Annotated in this window: 18 protein-coding genes; 6 read left to right on the forward strand and 12 right to left on the reverse strand. The window is 71.7% G+C overall.

Features of this window, described 5'->3' with window-relative positions; translation table 11 throughout:
• Position 1: 1 nt before the first annotated feature.
• Positions 2-1051: an NAD(P)-dependent alcohol dehydrogenase gene (locus ABZS71_RS26025; protein ID WP_355857381.1), complete on the forward strand. Its 1050-nt coding sequence runs from the start codon at positions 2-4 to the stop codon at positions 1049-1051.
• Between the two features lie 106 nt (positions 1052-1157).
• Here ABZS71_RS26025 and ABZS71_RS26030 read toward each other — a convergent pair whose 3' ends face one another.
• From ABZS71_RS26030 to ABZS71_RS26045, 4 genes are all read right to left on the reverse strand, one after another.
• Complete coding sequence (locus tag ABZS71_RS26030) at positions 1158-1709, reverse strand: flavoprotein (RefSeq protein WP_355848144.1); 552 nt, start codon at positions 1707-1709, stop codon at positions 1158-1160.
• Positions 1706-2329, reverse strand: a complete 624-nt coding sequence (locus tag ABZS71_RS26035) for a hypothetical protein (RefSeq protein ID WP_356213999.1) — start codon at positions 2327-2329, stop codon at positions 1706-1708. Before ABZS71_RS26035 ends, ABZS71_RS26030 begins: the two co-directional genes overlap by 4 nt.
• 640 nt (positions 2330-2969) lie before the next feature.
• Positions 2970-4340, reverse strand: coding sequence for an FAD-linked oxidase C-terminal domain-containing protein (locus ABZS71_RS26040; protein WP_356214000.1), 1371 nt, complete (start codon positions 4338-4340; stop codon positions 2970-2972).
• A 66-nt stretch (positions 4341-4406) separates the two neighbouring features.
• Positions 4407-5402, reverse strand: coding sequence for a teichoic acid biosynthesis protein C (locus ABZS71_RS26045; RefSeq protein WP_355848114.1), 996 nt, complete (start codon positions 5400-5402; stop codon positions 4407-4409).
• Positions 5403-5549: 147 nt separating this feature from the next.
• On the opposite strand from ABZS71_RS26045, the gene ABZS71_RS26050 reads away from it, so the two are divergent.
• Complete coding sequence (locus tag ABZS71_RS26050) at positions 5550-6029, forward strand: hypothetical protein (protein WP_356214002.1); 480 nt, start codon at positions 5550-5552, stop codon at positions 6027-6029.
• A 54-nt stretch (positions 6030-6083) separates the two neighbouring features.
• On the opposite strand, the gene hppD is transcribed toward ABZS71_RS26050, so the two are convergent.
• Positions 6084-7223, reverse strand: a complete 1140-nt coding sequence (gene hppD / locus ABZS71_RS26055) for a 4-hydroxyphenylpyruvate dioxygenase (RefSeq protein WP_356214004.1) — start codon at positions 7221-7223, stop codon at positions 6084-6086.
• A 171-nt stretch (positions 7224-7394) separates the two neighbouring features.
• On the opposite strand from hppD, the gene ABZS71_RS26060 reads away from it, so the two are divergent.
• From ABZS71_RS26060 to ABZS71_RS26075, 4 genes are all read left to right on the forward strand, one after another.
• Complete coding sequence (locus ABZS71_RS26060) at positions 7395-7862, forward strand: Lrp/AsnC family transcriptional regulator (protein ID WP_355848106.1); 468 nt, start codon at positions 7395-7397, stop codon at positions 7860-7862.
• A gap of 79 nt (positions 7863-7941) precedes the next feature.
• Positions 7942-8538 (forward strand): helix-turn-helix domain-containing protein, encoded by a 597-nt coding sequence (locus ABZS71_RS26065; RefSeq protein ID WP_356214006.1) that lies wholly within the window; start codon positions 7942-7944, stop codon positions 8536-8538.
• Positions 8539-8561: 23 nt separating this feature from the next.
• Positions 8562-8777, forward strand: a complete 216-nt coding sequence (locus tag ABZS71_RS26070; RefSeq protein WP_356214008.1) for a hypothetical protein — start codon at positions 8562-8564, stop codon at positions 8775-8777.
• A 14-nt stretch (positions 8778-8791) separates the two neighbouring features.
• Positions 8792-10120, forward strand: a complete 1329-nt coding sequence (locus ABZS71_RS26075; protein ID WP_356214010.1) for an MFS transporter — start codon at positions 8792-8794, stop codon at positions 10118-10120.
• On the opposite strand, the gene ABZS71_RS26080 is transcribed toward ABZS71_RS26075, so the two are convergent.
• The 7 genes from ABZS71_RS26080 to ABZS71_RS26110 form a co-directional block, all read right to left on the reverse strand.
• On the reverse strand, positions 10059-10844 hold the full coding sequence (locus ABZS71_RS26080; RefSeq protein WP_356214012.1) for a S16 family serine protease: 786 nt from the start codon (positions 10842-10844) through the stop codon (positions 10059-10061). The genes ABZS71_RS26075 and ABZS71_RS26080 overlap by 62 nt on opposite strands.
• Positions 10845-11190: 346 nt before the next feature.
• Positions 11191-11832, reverse strand: coding sequence for a helix-turn-helix domain-containing protein (locus ABZS71_RS26085; protein WP_356214014.1), 642 nt, complete (start codon positions 11830-11832; stop codon positions 11191-11193).
• Between the two features lie 333 nt (positions 11833-12165).
• On the reverse strand, positions 12166-13962 hold the full coding sequence (locus tag ABZS71_RS26090) for a DEAD/DEAH box helicase (protein WP_355848088.1): 1797 nt from the start codon (positions 13960-13962) through the stop codon (positions 12166-12168).
• 213 nt (positions 13963-14175) lie between these two features.
• Entirely contained in the window at positions 14176-15642 is a 1467-nt protein-coding gene (locus ABZS71_RS26095; protein WP_355848085.1) for an MFS transporter, read from the reverse strand.
• A gap of 103 nt (positions 15643-15745) precedes the next feature.
• A complete protein-coding gene (locus tag ABZS71_RS26100; protein ID WP_356214016.1) occupies positions 15746-16852 on the reverse strand; it encodes a putative sulfate exporter family transporter in 1107 nt (368 codons plus the stop codon).
• Between the two features lie 52 nt (positions 16853-16904).
• Entirely contained in the window at positions 16905-17471 is a 567-nt protein-coding gene (locus ABZS71_RS26105) for a cysteine dioxygenase family protein (RefSeq protein WP_355848079.1), read from the reverse strand.
• An 86-nt stretch (positions 17472-17557) separates the two neighbouring features.
• Positions 17558-18463, reverse strand: coding sequence for a LysR family transcriptional regulator (locus ABZS71_RS26110; protein WP_355848076.1), 906 nt, complete (start codon positions 18461-18463; stop codon positions 17558-17560).
• Positions 18464-18491: the final 28 nt, after the last annotated feature.

The raw sequence follows: 18491 nt of genomic DNA on the forward strand, positions 1-18491 counted from the left end.
TATGAGCACCAGCGTCACTGCCTACGCGGCCCCCGCTCCGAAGGCCCCGCTGGAAAGGACCACCGTCGAGCGCCGCGCGCTGCGCGAGCACGACATCCTCATCGAGATCGCCTACGCCGGCATCTGCCACTCCGACATCCACCAGGCGCGCGAGGAGTGGGGCGAGGCCCTCTTCCCGATGGTGCCCGGCCATGAGATCGCCGGTGTCGTCGCCGAGGTCGGTCCGGGCGTGACCAAGTACGCCGTAGGCGACCGGGTCGGCGTGGGCTGCTTCGTCGACTCGTGCCGTGAGTGCTCGAGCTGCCTGGCCGGCGAGGAGCAGTACTGCCTCAAGGGCGAGGTCCCCACGTACAACGGCAAGGGGTACGACGGCGCCCCCACCTACGGCGGCTACAGCACCCATGTCGTCGTCGACGAGAACTACGCCCTGCGCATACCCGAGGGCCTCTCTCTCGACGTGGCCGCCCCGCTGCTGTGCGCGGGCATCACCCTCTACTCCCCGCTGGCCCACTGGAACGCCGGCCCCGGCAAGAAGGTCGCCATCATCGGCCTCGGCGGCCTCGGCCACATGGGTGTGAAGATCGCCCATGCGATGGGCGCCGAGGTCACCGTCCTCAGCCAGTCCCTCCGCAAGAAGGACGATGGCCTCCGCCTGGGCGCCGACCACTTCCACGCCACCAGCGACGAGTCGACCTTCACCGAGCTGGCCGGCTCCTTCGACCTCATCATCAACACCGTCTCCGCCAACATCCCCCTGGACGCCTATCTGTCGCTGCTGAAGCTCGACGGCACGCTGGTCCACGTCGGGGGCCCCGAACACCCGAGCTCCTTCCACCAGTTCTCGCTGATCGGGGGCCGCAAGTCGATGGCGGGCTCGAAGATCGGCGGCATCCGGCAGACCCAGGAGATGCTCGACTTCTGCGCGGAGCACGGCTTCGGCGCCGAGATCGAGGTCATCACCGGCGACCGGATCAACGAGGCGTACGAGCGTGTCGTGGCGAGCGATGTGCGCTACCGCTTCGTGATCGACATCGCGTCGCTCAAGGGCTAGCCGTCGGCAGGATCCCGCTCGCCCCACGAACCGCCCGCCCCCGCTACCGATTCCGCGTCGGAGCGGGGGCGTCGCGCGTGCGGCAGGCTTCGCGCAGGACGCGCTGTCAGCGGTTGGGGACAACGGCGTCGAGCGCCAGATGCCACGGGAAGCTGTCAAGCAGCGCACCGCCCGTGCCCGGAGCGTGGGGTTCCGGGCCGTATCCCGTGCCGTGCAGGATGCTGACGCCTGCGGCTCGCAGGTCCGCGACGTTGCGCCGGTACGCAGGGTGCGCGGCCAGCGCCGAGTTGACGAACGGCAGCACGGCCACGGGGAGGCCCAGCCCGATGGACTCGGCGAGGATTCCCAGCGCGTAGGTGTCGCTGATGCCCAGCGCCCATTTGTTGACGGTGTTATAGGTGGCGGGGGCGACGATGACGGCGTCCGCCCGCGGTGCTGAGCGGGTGCCGTCGTCAGGCTTTCGGTACTCGCTGCGGACGGGGTGTCCGGTCTGGGCTTCGAGTGCCGCCACATCCACAAAGGCTCGTCCCGTCGGTGTGGTGATGATGTGCGGGTCCCACGACCGCTCATGGGCTTGCCGGATGAGCTTGCCGACGTGTGCTGCGGGTCCAGCGGCGCAGACGATGACGTAGAGGGTTCGCGAGGGTGGTGTGGTCACGGGCGGGCCCCCACACGGTGGGCCAGCTCGGACAGTCCTCGCAGCTCCCCGCGTACGTCCTGGCGCTGGATCCGTCCGACCAGCGCCCTGACGGTCGGGCGCGTGCGGATCTCCTCAGGGGCGAGCTCCTCGGCAGTGCGCAGGGCCGCGTATGCCTGGGGGTACTTGTTCCATTGTTCGCAGGCCCTGGCCACGTCCACCCAGAAAGTCGCTTGGCGTTCACGGACGTCGATGCCGTCGATGTCGATCGTGCGCGCGTAGGCGAGTGCCGCCCCGGCGTCGCCGAGGGTCGTGGAGATGCTGACCCGGTGGAGAAGCACATTGGTCGGGCCGAACGCCGTCCATTGGTGGTTGGCATCGCGTCCGATCATGTGGGCGGCCTGTTCGGCCTCGTCGAGTAGTTCGGTCGCTGAGCCGCGATCACCTCGCTCGGCCGCGGCGACCGCGCCCCGAAGGAGGAGGGCGCCGTAAAGGGACTGGTAATCGGCCGAGTACTCAAGGGACTTCCGGTCGAGTCGCTGCGCCCGTGTGCGAGCTACGTCGACGGCCTGATCGGCGTATCCCATGGCCATGTAGGCGTGAACGAGGATGCGGGCGCCTACCGCCCCATTTACGGGCAAGCGTGAACACGGTCCCGAAGTCGTAACAGGCGAGCGCCGCGCGCACGTCCTCACGCTCCAGGACGTGCGGCGGCAGTGCCGCAAGTGAGACATAGTCGGCCATCTCGTGCTCCCGCGCCTGGTCTGACGTGCTGAAGTATCGATCAGCGCCCGTGCTCCGAGCCTACCCACCGTGGGTATCCCCATCATGGGTAGGAGACCGAGAGGGCAGGGGCCCGTGCTCAGAAACGCTTGATCCGGGTCCAGCATTTTCCGGTAAGGGCCCCTTGACGACGGCGCGCAGGTGCCGCCGTCCATGACATCAGCGCAGCAAGTCATCAAGCGAAGTGTGCCTCGATCCTGCCCAGGTCCTGCTTCAGCGCGAGCCGCCACTTGGACCGGTGACACTCATTGGCGGGGATGCCGCAGCGCTCCCGACCGACAGCCCGACGCCGGACCAGGCACCCTCAACGAAATCGCTTGATGAAACAGTTGCGCCACATCAAGCATTTTTTGGAGGGGTGCCCGCAGGCGTGGCCTCGGGACCCTCCGTCCCGCATCGGCCCAAGCCCCGGACCACAAGAGCCGCCACCGGCCCCTGCCACCACCGGCACACGCCGTCGAAGACGCTCAGGATCGGCAGACCAGACCCAACGAAGCGCTACTGGAAGAGCTTGCCGGGGTTGAGGAGGCCCAGGGGGTCGAAGACCTGCTTGATGCCCTGCTGCAGCTCCACGCCCACCGGGCCGAGTTCGCGGGCCAGCCATTCGCGCTTCAGGACGCCCACCCCGTGCTCTCCCGTGATGGTGCCGCCCAGCTTCAGGCCCAGGGCCATGATCTCGTCGAAGGACTCGCGAGCCCGGCGGGATTCCTCGGGGTCGGTGGCGTCGAAGCAGACGGTGGGGTGGGTGTTGCCGTCGCCGGCGTGGGCGACGACGCCGATGGTGAGGGCGTACTTGTCGGCGATGGCGGCGGTGCCGTCGATCATATCGGCGAGGCGGGAGCGGGGGACGCAGACGTCGTCGATCATCGTGACGCCCTTGACGGCCTCCAGGGCGGGCAGGGTCATCCGGCGGGCCTGGAGGAGGAGGTCGGATTCGACGGCGTCCTCGGCGGGGACCACCTCGGTAGCGCCGGCGGCCGTGCAGAGTTCGGCGACGGCGGCGAGGTCGGGGGCCGGGTCCGGAGTGTCGAAGGCGGCCATCAGGAGGGCTTCGGTGGAGTCCGGGAGGCCCATGCTGCCCATGGCGTTGACGGCGCGGACGCTCGTACGGTCCATCAGTTCCAGCAGCGAGGGGGCGTGTCCGCGCTCCATGATGCGGCAGATGGCGTCGCAGGCGGAGGCGGTGGAGGGGAACTCGGCGGCGAGGACCAGCTGTTCGGGCGGGGCGGGTTTGAGGGCGAGAACCGCGCGGACGACGATGCCGAGACTGCCCTCGGAGCCGACGAACAGACGGGTGAGGTCGTAGCCCGCGACGCCCTTGGCGGTGCGGCGGCCGGTGGTCAGCAGACGGCCGTCGGCGAGGACGACATCGAGGCCGAGGACGTATTCGGCGGTGACGCCGTACTTCACACAGCACAGACCGCCGGACGCGGTGCCGATGTTGCCGCCGATCGTGCACTCCTCCCAGCTGGAGGGGTCCGGCGGGTAGTAGAGGCCCTTCTCCATGACCGCGCGGGACAGCGTCGCGTTGATCACGCCCGGTTCGACGACCGCGATCCGGTCGACCGGGTTGATCTCCAGGACCCGGTCCATCTTGACCAGGGACAGCACGATGCAGCCGTCGGACGCATTGGCGGCGCCCGACAGGCCGGTGCGGGCGCCCTGGGGGACGACCGGGACGCGCAGCGCGGTGGCGGTGCGGCAGACGTGCTGGACCTGCTCGACGGTGCGCGGGAGGACGACCACGGCGGGCGCGCCCGCGTCGCAGAAGCTCGCCATGTCGTGTGCGTACGCCCCGGTCACCTCGGGGTCGGTCAGCACCGCCTCCTCGGGGAGGCCCTCCCGCAACAGCTCGATGAGGTCCGTCATGCTTCCAGACTCGCACCCGGGAGGCATGGCAGGGAAGATCGCGGCAGCGGACGGGTTACCGAGCCGTCACTGCGCCTTGTAGTAGACGCTGAGCTTGCGGTCTCCGGCGGCGCCCGAGGCGAAGCCCATGCAGAGGCGGCGGGGGCTGGCCAGCTGGACGGCCATGCCCTCCGGCTCGCGGTAGTCGAGCGAGTACGCGGCCTCGGTGCGGGAGCGCTGGACGACCTGGCCGGTGCGCAGATCGAGGCAGGAGACGTAGGTGTTGCCGTGGCCGGAGGGCGGATTGGTGCCGTTCTCGGCGGTGTAGGCGGTGCCCGTCATCTGGTACGCGTAGTCGCCGAGCACCGTGAACCCCTGGAAGACCTCGTCGGCGGAGACCCCCGCCTGGGGTATGTCGTACACGGCGGTGTAGTCGCCCGCCGTGACGTCGGAGAGGTTCATCAGCCGGTAGCGGACCGCCCCGTCGAGGCGGTAGCGCAGCAGCAGCCGCTTGTTGAGCATGTCGACGGCGGGCTGGTTGCTGGTCGAGCCCGGCACCGGACGGTGGGTGGCGAGCGAGGACGAGCCGTTGGACAGCACGGTGCCGTTGGCGAAGGGGAAGCGGCTGATGGCGGTGCCGTAGCCGGAGTCGGGGTTGGCGTTCGACTCGGTCCACAGATACGCGGTGGTGCCCACCGGCTCACAGCCGATCGCCACGCCGTGCCCGAACCCCTTGACGTACATCGAGCCCAGCTCGGCGCCGGTGAGGGACAGCTTGGTGACGCACATGTCGCCGTGCGCGGCCCGGTCGGCGCCGGAGACGGGGGCGGGCTCCCCGCTGAGCCGGATCCCGCCCTCCATCAACTGGATCGTGTAGAGGTGCCCATTGACGTCGTCGAACGCGAAGGACTGCAGCACGGTGGAGTTGTGCGGTGTCTTCTCGCGGATCAGCTGCGTGGAGGGGACCGACAGATCGAACCGGCCCCCTACGACGGCGGCGGCCGCGGCCGGGCGGGCCGCGAAGGCCCCGAGTGCTCCGGCGGCGGCAGCGCCCCCACCGAGGGCGAACTTACGCCTGGTCAATCGCCCCGCATCGTACTTTTCCGTGTGCATTCGAACTCAACAACTCCCGTGGGAAAACTCCGTGTTGGAGTGAACAGATCGCCGTGAGTGTAGACGGTGGGAATCTTCGCCCATGCTGGTGTTCACTTTTTCTGGCAGGAACGGCGCATGGGGAGGACATGGCATGGCGAGACCCACCGACCGCGCCGCCCAACTGGCCCGGCTCTGCACCGATCTGCCCGAACTGCGCCGTCGGGATCAGGGACAGCCCCGGGCCGACGCGGGGGCGGGCTGGACCTGGTCTCGTGCTGGCCTCGTCTGTGGTTCGCGCTGTCCGACGCGGCCCGCGAGGAGGTCGCGCGGGCCCGCCGCCGCGTCGACGCGGCGGCGGTGACGGCGGCGTGGGCGCTGCCGTACGCGGTCGCGGGGGTGCGGTGGTGGCCCGCCGGGGTGGCGGCGTCCGGTCTGCTGCTGCTCGGGTGGCGGCGGGGGCGGGTGGCCGCGGCCGAGTACGCGGAGATCGTGGAGTCGGCCGTGGACGTCCACACCCGCGACCTGGCCACCGCGATGGGGGTACCGCTGCGGTCAGACCAGGTCACCCCGGAGGTGGGCCGAGCCCTCACCCACCTGGCCCGCAAGGGCATGTGACGGCCGGGGGCCGGGGGGCCGGGGCGGGCCGGCCGCGGCCCGCCCACCGTCGTCTCAGAGATTGCCGCGCTTGGCCTGCTCCCGTTCGATCGCCTCGAAGAGCGCCTTGAAGTTGCCCTTGCCGAAGCCCATCGAGCCGTGCCGCTCGATCATCTCGAAGAAGACGGTCGGGCGGTCCTGGACCGGCTTGGTGAAGATCTGGAGCAGATAGCCGTCCTCGTCGCGGTCGGCGAGGATCTTGAGCTCGCGGAGGGTTTCGATCGGGACCCGGGTGTCGCCGACCCACTCGCCGAGCGTCTCGTAGTACGAGTCGGGGGCGTCGAGGAACTGGACGCCGGCCGCGCGCATGGTGCGTACCGTCTCGACGATGTCGTTCGTGGCGAGGGCGATGTGCTGGACGCCGGGGCCGCCGTAGAACTCCAGATACTCGTCGATCTGCGACTTCTTCTTGCCGGGGGCGGGCTCGTTCAGCGGGAACTTCACCTTCCGGGTGCCGTCCGCGACCACCTTGGACATGAGCGCGGAGTACTCGGTGGCGATGTCGTCGCCGACGAACTCCTTCATGTTGGTGAAGCCCATGACCTCGTTGTAGAAGGTCACCCACTCGTCCATCCGGCCGAGCTCGACATTGCCGACGCAGTGGTCGATGGCCTGGAACGTCCTCTTCGCGGGCGGCGGAACGATCGGGTCGGCGGCCTCGTAGCCGGGGAGGTACGGGCCGTCGTAGCCGGAGCGCTCGACGAAGGTGTGGCGGGTGTCGCCGTACGTACGGATGGAGGCGAGCACGACCGTGCCGTTCTCGTCCTTGATGTCGTGCGGCTCCTCGATGCCGGTGGCGCCGTGCTCGAGCGCGTAGGCGTAGGCGGCGTGCGCGTCCGGTACCTCGATGGCCAGGTCGATGACGCCGTCGCCGTGTGCGGCGACATGCTCGGCGAGGAAGCGGCCCCACTGGCTCACCGGCTTGATGACGGAGGTGAACACAAAGCGGGCGCTGCCCGAGACGAGCACGTAACTCGCGGTCTCCCGGCTGCCGTTCTCCGGTCCGGAGTAGGCGACGAGCTTCATGCCGAAGGCGGTGGCGTAGAAGTGGGCGGCCTGCTTGGCGTTGCCGACCGCGAAGACGACCGCGTCCATCCCTTTCACGGGGAACGGGTCTGTCCGCCGTGTGCCCTCTTGATGCTGGATCTCAGTCATGTCCGCAGCGTCCCTCCATGACTCAGGGTGCGCAACAGTTTGCTGAAATGCTGGTCAGTCTGTATAGCCAGGAGCGGTCGGAGCAGCGCATTCTGTGCAGAGTGACCACCGTCACAGGGAACAGAAACAGGACAGGGACAACAAGTACAGGGACAGGGACAGGGAGCTGCCATGGGAATCGACGCGCTCGACGCCCGGCTGATCGAGCTGCTCGCCGAGGAGCCGCGGGTCGGCGTCCTGGAGGCGTCGCGCCGCCTCGGCGTCGCGCGCGGCACGGCGCAGGCGCGGCTGGACCGGCTGCGGACGCAGGGGGTGATCCGGGGCTTCGGGCCGGACGTGGACCCGGCGGCGCTGGGCTATCCGGTCACCGCGTTCGCGACGCTGGAGATCAAGCAGGGGCAGGGGACGGACGTACGGGCGCATCTGGCGGGCGTCCCGGAGGTGCTGGAGCTGCACACCACCACGGGCCACGGCGACATGCTGTGCCGTCTGGTCGCGCGCTCGAACGCCGATCTTCAGCGGGTGATCGACCGGGTCGTGGGGTTCGAGGGGATCGTACGGGCCTCGACGGCGATCGTGATGGAGAACCCGGTCCCGCTGCGGATCATCCCGCTGGTGCGGCAGGCGGCGCAGGACTGAACAGCCGTCCACCGGATCCAAAGATTCCGTTGCAAAGAACTGGTTGCAACGTAGTCTTTGCACGCTTACGCTGCCGCATATGGCAGAGAACGAGAAGCCTGTGCCCGACGACGTACGGGTGCTCGACCCCCGCTCCCTGCGCGGCCTCGCGCATCCGCTGCGGATGCGGCTGCTCGGCGCGCTGCGTGAGTACGGACCGGCCACCGCGTCCCAACTGGCCGACCGGCTCGGCGAGTCCAGCGGCGCCACCAGCTACCACCTGCGGCAACTGGCCGCCCATGGGTTCGTCAAGGACGATCCGGAGCGGGGCAAGGGGCGGGAGCGGTGGTGGAAGGCGGCGCACAGCGGTACGCGGGTGGGCGCCGAGGAGCTGCGGCGCCATCCGGACCCGTCCGTACGGGGGGCGCTGAACACCCTGCTGCACGAGAACGCCACCATCCACGCCCAGGAGATGTCCACCTGGCTGGGCACCATGCACGACTGGCCCTCACGGTGGCGCCTCGCCTCGGACATGAGCGACTTCAGCCTGCGCCTCACCCCGGAACTCGCCCAGGAAATGCGCGACAAGGTGCATGAAGTGATCGAGAGCTACCGCGAGAAGGAGGTGGACCGGAACAGCGAGAACTCCGCCCCGTTCCGCGTCCATCTGCACGCCTTCCCGCGCGACGAGGACTGACCGAATCCCTGGGGGGACCACCTATGTACGGCGACGACATCCATCTGTGGCTGCATCGCATCCGCGCCGAGCGCCTCCAGCGCGCGGCGGGCGACGCGCCCCGGCTCCACCGCACCCGCGGCACGCGCCGCACCCGCCTGCTGCGCACCCGGCTGGGCTGGACGCTCGTGGAGGTCGGGCTGCGGCTGGCGACGCCACGGCTGCCCCGATCGGGTCTGGCCGCCCGGTTCGACCACTGATATGAACCACTGACATGGCATTCGCCGACTCCAGCGGTGGCAGCCGCGGTGGCCGAAGACCCCTCGTCCTCGTCCTCGCCGCCAACACCGTCTCCATCGCGGGCAATTCACTCACCCTTCTCGCCGTCCCCTGGTTCGTGCTGGAGACCACCGGCAGCGCGGCCAAGGCCGGTCTCGTCGCCTTCTGCGCCACGTTCCCGGTGATCGTCTCCGCCGTCGTCGGCGGACCGGTCATCGACCGGCTGGGGCGGCGGCGGACCTCCATCGCCTCGGACACGCTGTGCGCGGTGGCGGTCGCCGCGATTCCGCTGCTGCACTTCACCGATCTGCTGCGGTTCTGGCAGCTGTGTGCGCTGATGGCGTGCTCCGGGCTGCTGCACGCGCCGGGCGAGACCGCCCGCCAGGTGCTGGTGCCCGCACTGGCCGAACGGGCCGGCACCACCCTCAGCCGCGCGGCGAGCTTCTACGACGGGGCGTCGCGCGGGGCGCGGATGCTGGGCGCGGCCCTCGGCGGGGTGCTGATCGCGCTGCTCGGCCCGCCCTCCGTCCTCCTCCTGGACGCTGCGACGTTCGCCGGCTCCGCGCTGCTGATCGCGGCGGGGCTGCGCGGGCTGCCCGCCGCCGCGCCGCGCAAGGGCGCCGCACCGGTGTCCGTCCGCGCCTACCGCGCCGAGCTGCGCGAGGGGTACGGCTTTCTGCTGCGCCATCGGCTGCTGCTGGCCATCGTGGCGATGGTCATGGTCACCAACGGCCTCGACCAGGGGTTCTCATCGGTGCTGCTGCCCGTCCACGCCGAGCGCGACCTGGGCGGATCGGTCCAGCTCGGGCTGTTGACGGCGCTGTTCGGGGGCGGTGCGCTGGCCGGGGCGCTGCTGTACGGGGCGGTGGGAGACCGCTTCCCGCGCCGGACCGTCTTCGGCGTGAGCTTTCTGCTGTGCGGGCTGCCGCGCTTCGTCGTCGCCGCGTTCGTCCCCGGCGTGCCGCCGCTGGCCGTGACGATGGCGGTCAGCGGGCTCGCGGCGGGCATGCTCAACCCGATCCTGACCACGGTCACCTACGAGGCCGTGCCCGACGAGCTGCGCAACCGGGTCGCGGGGGCGCTGACGGCGGGGGTGTGGGTGGTGATGCCGCTCGGCGGGCTGGTGGCCGGCGGTCTGGTGGAGGGGGCGGGGCTGACGGTCGCCTTCCTGGTGACGGGCGGTGCGTACTTCCTCGCGACGCTGAGCCCGCTGGTCTTCCCCGCCTGGCGGGGCATGGACCCCCGCGGCACCGCGGACGGGCTCAGCAGTGCGGCAGGCTCCCGCCCGAGCGCAGCGCCCGCAGAGCCGTCACCGCACCCTTGAGCGTGGTCACGGGGATCAGCCGCAGTCCCTTGGGGAGTTCGGCCTTGGCGTCCGCGCACTCGGCCTTCGGGACCAGGAAGACCGTGGCGCCGTCCCGCTTGGCGGCCTGCGTCTTGAGCGGAACGCCGCCCACCGCGCCGACCCTGCCCTTGGCGTCGATCGTGCCGGTGCCCGCGATCGTACGGCCGCCCGTGAGGTCACCGCCGCGGCCGTCGCCGTCCAGCTTGTCGATGATGCCGAGCGAGAACAGCAGCCCGGCGCTCGGGCCGCCCACGTCCGCGAGGCGCAGGGTGACCTTGACGTCGCGCGGCGAGCGGTGCAGCCGGCCGAGGGCGGCGCTGGTGGCCGTGGACTGGGACTTCTCCATCTCCTGGGCGTTGTGCCGCTCGATCTCCTTGGTGGTGCCGCCGACGTAGACCGAGTCACGCGGCATCACCGCGCGGTCGGTGGCGAACCAGCCGCTGATCACGTCCTTGAGCCGGACGGTGGCGTCCGGACCGGTCGCCTGGATCGTCGTCATCCGCAGCTGGCCCGTGGTCTTGCGGGTGCCGGCCCCGGCGATGGTGATCACATGCTTGCCGTGGTCGGACCCGAGGACGTTCACGGTCGTGCCCGGCTGGGCCACGGTGAACGGCAGGGGGGCGAACGCGGCGACCGCGAACAGGGCGACGACGACCGCGGAGCAGACCGCGAGGATCCGGGCGCGGGGGGAGACGGCAGGCATGGAGGTGAATCTAGTTGACCGGCGGGGCGGCTGAAGCGCCACCCTGGCCCACGCGGCCGCGCCAGCCTCCGCCGCGGCCCGCCCCGTGCGGGCCGCCCCCGGCCGCCCCCGGTGCGGGCCGCCCCCGGCGCGGCCACCACCACGGGGCCGTGCACCCCGGCGCTCACGGCGGGGGCGTGCACCCGGCCCACGGCGGGCCACGGCGGGGACTCGCGGTAGGGCCGGCGGTTCCACGCGGGGCCCGGGCGTGGGCGACCGGCCCACGCGGGGCCCGGGCGTGGGCGACCGGCCCACGCGGGTCCCACGCCTCCCGCCACCGGGCACCGGGCACCGCCACCGCGTACCGTCACCGCAGCGCGTCCGCGACCTCCCGCGCCGCGTCCACCACGCGCGGCCCGACCCGCTCCGGCACCGCGTCGCACAGCATGACCACGCCGACGCTGCCCTCTATCCCCGTCACCCCGATCAGCGGGGCGGCCGCACCGCTCGCGCCCGCCTCCAGCTCGCCGTGGGTGAGCGCGTACCCCGGATCGTCGGTGCGGCCCGCGCGGGCGGCGAGTATCGCGCGCCCGGCGGCGCCCCGGTCCAGCGGATGCCGGAACCCGGCCCGGTAGGCGACGTGGTAGTCGGTCCAGGTCGGCTCGACCACCGCGACCGCGAGGGCCTCGGTGCCGTCGACCAGGGTGAGGTGGGCGGTCGCGCCGATGTCCTCGGCCAGGGCGCGCAGCGCGGGCAGTGCCGCCTCCCGTACGAGCGGATGCACCTGGCGGCCGAGCTGCAGCACCCCGAGCCCGACGCGCGCCCGCCCGCCGAGGTCCCGGCGGACGAGGGAGTGCTGTTCGAGGGTGGCCAGCAGCCGGTAGACCACGGTGCGGTTGACGCCGAGCTTGGTGGACAGCTCGGTCACGGTCAGCCCGTGGTCGGTGTCGGCGAGCAGTTTGAGGACGCGCAGTCCCCGGTCGAGCGTCTGGGAGGTCTCCGCGGTCACGACGCCCCCTCCTCGGTGATGAGTGGCGGCTCTTCGCGGAGGTGCGCCGCCGGTCCCGACGACGGCGCGCGCGAAGAGGCCGCCGGTCGCGGTGGTCACGCACCGGCTGCGCTCCGCGGCGGCGCTGCCACGGGGCGTGTGCGTGCCCGAACGCTAGCGAGCCGGTCCGTTTAGCGGAAGAGTCCGTCCAGAATCCGAGCGGACCTGCCAAAGGGAACGGCTCGGGGGTACCCCGAATCGCCCCGGTTCGCCCGCTATGCCGGGTAGTTGAGCGGCCAGTTCATGAAATACCTCGAAAGGGGGTTGCGCGGCCCGCGTCACCTCATGCCGGCGTCAGCGCATCCGCGTGGCCCACTCCTGGACCTTTTTGATCCGCTCACGGATCTGGCCCGCCGTCGCCTCCGCGCTCGGGGGGCCGCCGCAGACGCGGCGCAGCTCGGTGTGGATCACGCCATGCGGTTTGCCGCTCTGGTGGACATACGCCCCCACCAGCGTATTGAGCTGCTTGCGCAGCTCCAGCAGCTCCTTGTGAGTGACCACGGGCCGCCGCTCCGCCGGGAGTTCCAGCAGATCGGCCTCCTCGTCCGGCTTCTTGCGGCTGTGCGCGATCTGCTTGGCCTGGCGCCGCTGGAGCAGCATCTGCACCTGGTCGGGTTCGAGGAGCCCGGGGATGCCGAGGTAGTCCTGCTCCTCGTCGCTGCCCGGATGCGCCTGCATACCGAACTCGGCGCCGTCGTAGAGCACCCGGTCGAAGACCGCGTCCGACTCCAGCGCCTCGAAGGGCAGCGCGTCCTGCTCGCCGGTGTCCTCGTCCTGCTGCTTCTCGGCCTCTTCGAGGAGCTTCTCCTCCTCCGCGTACGGGTTCTCCTCCTCGCCCTCCTTCTTCGGCTTGTCGAGGACGTGGTCGCGCTCGACCTCCATCTCGCCCGCGAAGCCGAGCAGCGTCGGGATGGTGGGGAGGAACACGGACGCGGTCTCACCGCGCCGCCGCGACCGTACGAAACGGCCCACGGCCTGGGCGAAGAAGAGCGGGGTGGAGATCGTGGTCGCGTACACCCCGACCGCGAGCCGTGGCACGTCCACGCCCTCGGAGACCATGCGGACGGCCACCATCCAGCGGTCGTCGGAGTGGCTGAAGTCCTCGATCCGCTGGGAGGCGGCGGACTCGTCGGAGAGCACGAGGGTCGCCTTGGTGCCGGTGATCTCGCGGATCAGCTTGGCGTACGCACGGGCCGAGTCCTGGTCGGAGGCGATGACGAGCGCGCCCGCGTCCGGGATGGCCTTGCGGACCTCGGAGAGCCGCTGGTCGGCGGCGCGCAGCACATTCGGCATCCAGTCGCCGCGCGGATCGAGCGCGGTACGCCACGCCTGCGAGACGGCGTCCTTGGTCATCGGCTCGCCGAGCCGCGCCGCGATCTCGTCGCCCGCCTTGGTGCGCCAGCGCATGTTGCCGCTGTAGGACAGGAAGATGACGGGCCGCACGACGCCGTCGCCGAGGGCGTTGCCGTAGCCGTAGGTGTAGTCGGCGGAGGACCGCCGGATGCCGTCGTTGCCCTCTTCATAGGCGACGAAGGGGATGGGGTTGGTGTCCGACCGGAAGGGCGTACCGGTGAGCGCGAGCCGGCGGGCCGCGGGCTCGAACGCCTCCAGACACGCCTCGCCCCAGGAGCGGGAGTCACCGGCGTGGTGGATCTCGTCGAGGATGACGAGGGTCTTGCGCTGCTCGCAGCGGTTGCGGTGCAGCATGGGCCGTACGCCGACACCCGCGTAGGTGACGGCGACGCCGTGGTAGTCCCGGCCCACCGGGCCCGCGCTGTACTCCGGGTCCAGCTTGATGCCGATCCGGGCCGCGGCCTCCGCCCACTGCTTCTTCAGATGCTCGGTGGGCGCGACGACGGTGATCTGCTGGACCACATGGTGATGGAGCAGCCAGGAGGCGAGGGTCAGCGCGAAGGTCGTCTTCCCGGCGCCGGGGGTCGCGACCGCGAGGAAGTCGCGCGGCTGCTCCTGGATGTACTTGTCCAACGCGCCCTGCTGCCAGGCGCGCAGCTTGCTCGCGGTACCCCAGGGAGCCCGTCCGGGAAAGGCGGGCGAGAGGTGATGGCTGGTGCTGGAGGCAGTAGTACTCACGGTCTCCGTCGGACTGGTTCGGCGGGGTCGATCGGGAACCGCGTCAGCCTACCTGTGCCACCCTTCACGCTTCGGGGTTACGTCCCGACTCCACCCGAGGGTGGGACCGACCTCACATCGGCCCGCGAAGCGGATCGCCTCACGGCGAGGTGATGCGGGGCAGGGCAGCGCGGCCGGACGCGGTCCGCGGCCCCGTCGAACGGGTGGGAGCGCCTACGGCATGGGGTGGTGGTGGCGCGAAGCGGGCCGCAGGCGGGTGGTGATGAGGGCGCCCGCCAGGGCCACCGCCGCCATCGCCGCGTAGACGGCGACGAAGGCCGCCGGGTGGGCGGAGCCGGCGGCGGTGGGTGCCGTGTGGTCGGCCGCGGCGAGGGAGTCACCGCCGAAGGTGACGAAGAGGACACCGCTGAGGCCGACCAGGGTGATGTTGCCGAGCGCGTCGGAGACCTGGAGGGAGGCGGAGTTGCTGCCCGCCTCCTCGGGGCGGGAGAGCTTGAGCAGCAGGACGCTGCCGCTGGAGATGGTCAGGCCCATGCCGTAGCCGCCGATCGCCCAGGCGACGGCGACGATCCAGACCGGGGCGGAGTCGGTGAGGGCCAGCGGGACCAGGGCGATGGCGGCGGCCACCAGGAGCATGCCGAGGCCCATCAGCCGCTCACGGTGCGGCTCCAGCCGGGGGCGGCTCTGGGTGTACGAGCCGAGCGCCCAGGTGAGGCCGCCGCCGGTGAGGGAGAGCCCGGCGGCGGTCGCGGACAGACCGCGCTGGGTGACCAGCATCAGCGGGACGAAGCTCTCCGCGCCCAGGAAGGCGCCGCCCGCGATACCGCGCAGCAGTACGACGGAGGGCAGCCCGCGCGCGGCGCGGAAGGTGCCCCGGGGCAGCAGACGCAGCACGCAGGGGACGAGCAGGGCGAGACCGGCGGCGGCCGGGGCGAGGGAGAGCGGGCGGGGGTCCTGGACCGCGTACTGGAGCAGCCCGGCGCCGGTCGCGACGGCGAGCGCGAGGAGGATGCGGCGGTGGTTCATGACCGGGGAGCGCTCGCCCGGGGGCAGCTTGCGCAGGGCCGGGAGCATCACCGCGAGCGGCGGCAGCACCAGCACCGGGATGGCGAGGAACACCCAACGCCAGCCGGCCTGTTCGGTGACGGCCCCGGCGGCGAGCGGGCCGACGATGACGGGCAGCACCCACGCGGCGGCGAAGGACGCCAGTACGGCGGGTTGCAGCCGCTGCGGATAGGCGCGGCCGACCACGACGTACAGCGCGACGATCACCAGCCCGCCGCCGATGCCCTGTACGGCCCGTCCGCCCACGAACATCCACATCCGCTGTGCGGAACCGGACACCACCAGACCGGCGCCGAACGTCACGATCCCGGCGAACAGCGGCGCGAGCGGCCCCCTGCGGTCGCACCACTCCCCCGACAGCGCCATCGCGAACAGGCTCGCGGTGAAGTAGGCGGAGAAGGCGTAGGCGTAGAGCTCGACGCCGTCGAGCGCGCGGGCCGCGACCGGCATGGCGGTGTTGACCGCGCTGGCCTCGAAGGCGACGAGGGAGACGACGGTGACGATGCCGAGGGTCAGGGCGCGGTAGCGGCGGCCGAACAGGGTGTCGGAGGCGGGGAGGGTCGGATCCGGGGCGGGCCGGCCGAGCTCCGGGGCGTTCGGGTCGAGCGTCGTCATGGGCGTCAGCGTAAGCGGCATGAGCCGAGGTGACACCTGTCGCGAGTCGGGGCTCACCTCGGCCGTCGGTCCTAGGACGACCCCGGATCGGGCCTGGGGCGGATCAGGTGGTCAGCAGGACGCCCGCGTACGAGACGCCCGCGATCACCACCCACGCGCACAGCCCCAGCGCCGCGACCCGGGGGCCGGTGCGGGAGAGGGAGGGGAGGTGGACCGCGCTGCCGAGGCCGAAGAGGGCGGCGGCCAGGAGGAGCTCCTGGGCCGTCCCGGCGGCGGCGAGCGCGGCGGTGGGCAGCAGCTCCGTACTACGGAGGGCGACCATCGCGAGGAAGCCGGCGACGAAGAGGAGCACGAGCGGGGGCCGCTTGGCCTCGCGTGCCCTTCCTTTCGCCCTCGCCCGCGCCCGTACGGACACCGCGAGCGCCGCGACCAGCGGGGCGAGCAGCGCCACTCGCACCAGCTTGACCAGCACCGCCTCCCCCAGCGCCGCGGGCCCGGCGGTCTGCGCGGTCGCCACGACCTGGCCCACGTCGTGCACGCTCGCGCCCGCCCAGCGGCCGAACTGCGCGTCGCTGAGCCCCAGGGGGTGCTGCAGCAGCGGCAGTACGGCGATGGCGAGCGTGCCGCACAGCGTCACCAGCGCGACCGAGGTGGCCACGTCCCGCTCCTCGCTGTCCGACACCTCGCTCACCGCGCCGATCGCGGACGCGCCGCAGATCGCGTAGCCGGTGGCGATCAGCAGCGGCTGATCGCCGCGCAGCCCCATCCGGCGGCCGAGCCACCAGGTGCCGCTGAAGGTGGCCGCGACCACGCAGCCCACCATCGCCACCGTGGCCCAGCCGAGGCCGAGCACATCGTCCAGGCTGAGTCTGAGCCCCAGCAGGACGATGCCGAGCCGCATCAGCCGCTTCCCGGCGAGTGTGAGCCCCGCGCGGCAGCCGCCCCGTACGAGCCCGCGTACGCCGGGCAGATGCGCGGCGCCGATGCCCAGCACGACGGCGGCGGTGAGCATGGGCACGGCGGGGACGAGCCGATGGACGCCCCAGGCGGCCGCGACCCCGCACCCGGCGAGCCCGAGCCCGTACGCCGCGGCGGGCGCCGTCCGCCTCCCGCGGGTGACGGGCAGCGCGTGGCCGGGCGCGGCGGGCAGCGCGTGGCCGGGCGCCGCGCCCGGCCCGCTCCCCGGCGTCCGCGCCCCGGTCAGCGCCATGCTGTCACCGCGTCCGAACCGGCCCGGTCCGGGCGGCGCCGTCGGGGCCCGCTCACCGCTCGTCCGCCGTCGGGTCCTCGTAGACCCTCCGTACACTGCTGCCCAGGCGGGCGATGTCCGCCCCGTAGACATGGATCGAGATCGCCGTGGACCCGCACGCGTTCCACACCCTGTGGATATCGCCGGGCGGCGCGAAGCCGCACACCGAGCCCCGCGGATTGACCACGTCCTCCACCGCGACCAGCCGCGAGACCGGGCCGTCGGGGACGAGCCGATAGCGGCGCTCGTGCTCCTCGCCCTCGTGGACGCCGGTCACACACCAGGACACATGGTCATGGACGGCCGTTCGCTGGCCGGGCAGCCACACCAGCGCGACCACCGCGAAGCTGCCGTCGGGCTCGGCGTGCAGGATGTGCTGGCGGTAGCGGTCGGGGTCGCTCTCCCGCTGCGCGGGAGTGAGCAGATCGGCCGCGCCGAGGATCGGCGCGAGCCGCTCGCCCACCAGATAGGCGGTCACATCGGGCGGCAGGCCCCGGCCGACGGCCTCGCGTACGCCGTCGACGAACGCGCCGAGGCGCGGCGTGACGCGGGATGCGGTGGTACCGGTCGGAGTGGTCATGGCCGCAGCGTCCTGCCGCCCGGTCCATCACGTCCAACGACGGTTTCTTGGCCGGCCCATCAATTCCGCTTATGGTCGGCCGGCTCTCAGCACCCGACCTTGTTCCCGGCCACCGTCTTGAGCTCCTCGAGGACCCGCGCCGTGGCCGGGATCGCCAGATGCTCGCGGAGGACGTACGCCGAGACATGGCGGCGCGAGGCGGGGTCCAGGGCGCGCCCGGTGACCTTCCGATGGCACAGGAAGGAGAGCACCAGACCCGGCATCATCGCGACGCCGAGCCCCGCCGCGACCATGCTCTGCACCACCAGATTGTCGTCCGTGGTGAAGGCGATGTCGGGGGCGAAGCCCTGCTCGGCACATTCGTGCAGGAAGTTGGCGCGGCACCGCAGACACCCCGCGATCCAGCGCTCCTCGCTCAGCTCCGCGAGCCTGACCGCCCGACGTCTGGCCAGCGGATGCCCGGTCGGCAGCAGCACCGTCAGCTGGTCCTCCAGCAGCGGGATCTCGATCAGCTCGGCGGGGGTCTCCTCGCGCAGCCCGGGATAGGTGAAGGCGAGGGTGATGTCGCATTCGCCGCGCACCACCCGCCCCAGCGACTCCGGCGGCTCGCCCTCCAGCAGCTCCACCCGCAGTCCCGGATGGCTGGCCGCGAGCCGGGCCATGGCCTCGGGTATGAGGGTGGCGTTGGCGCTGGGGAAGGCGCAGATCCGCACCCGGCCCGAGCGCAGCCGGGTGATGGCGTTCATCTGCTGCTGGGCGGCGGAGATGCTGCCGAGGATGGTGTCGGCGTGGCGGGCGAGGGTCTCCCCGGCCTCGGTGAGCCGCATCCCGCGGCCGGCCCGGATGAACAGCGGGCTGCCGACGGCCCGTTCGAGCGCCCTCATCTGCTGGGTGATGGCCGGCTGCGTATAGCCGAGGACACGGGCGGCGGCCGAGTAGGAACCGGCGCGCACCACCTCGTGGAACGTCCTGATGTGCCGGGAGTCGAACACCGTCGCATCATAGGCGGGACGTGAACCC

Origin of the sequence: Streptomyces sp. NPDC005393 (assembly GCF_040606675.1) — a bacterium.
Lineage (GTDB): Bacteria > Actinomycetota > Actinomycetes > Streptomycetales > Streptomycetaceae > Streptomyces.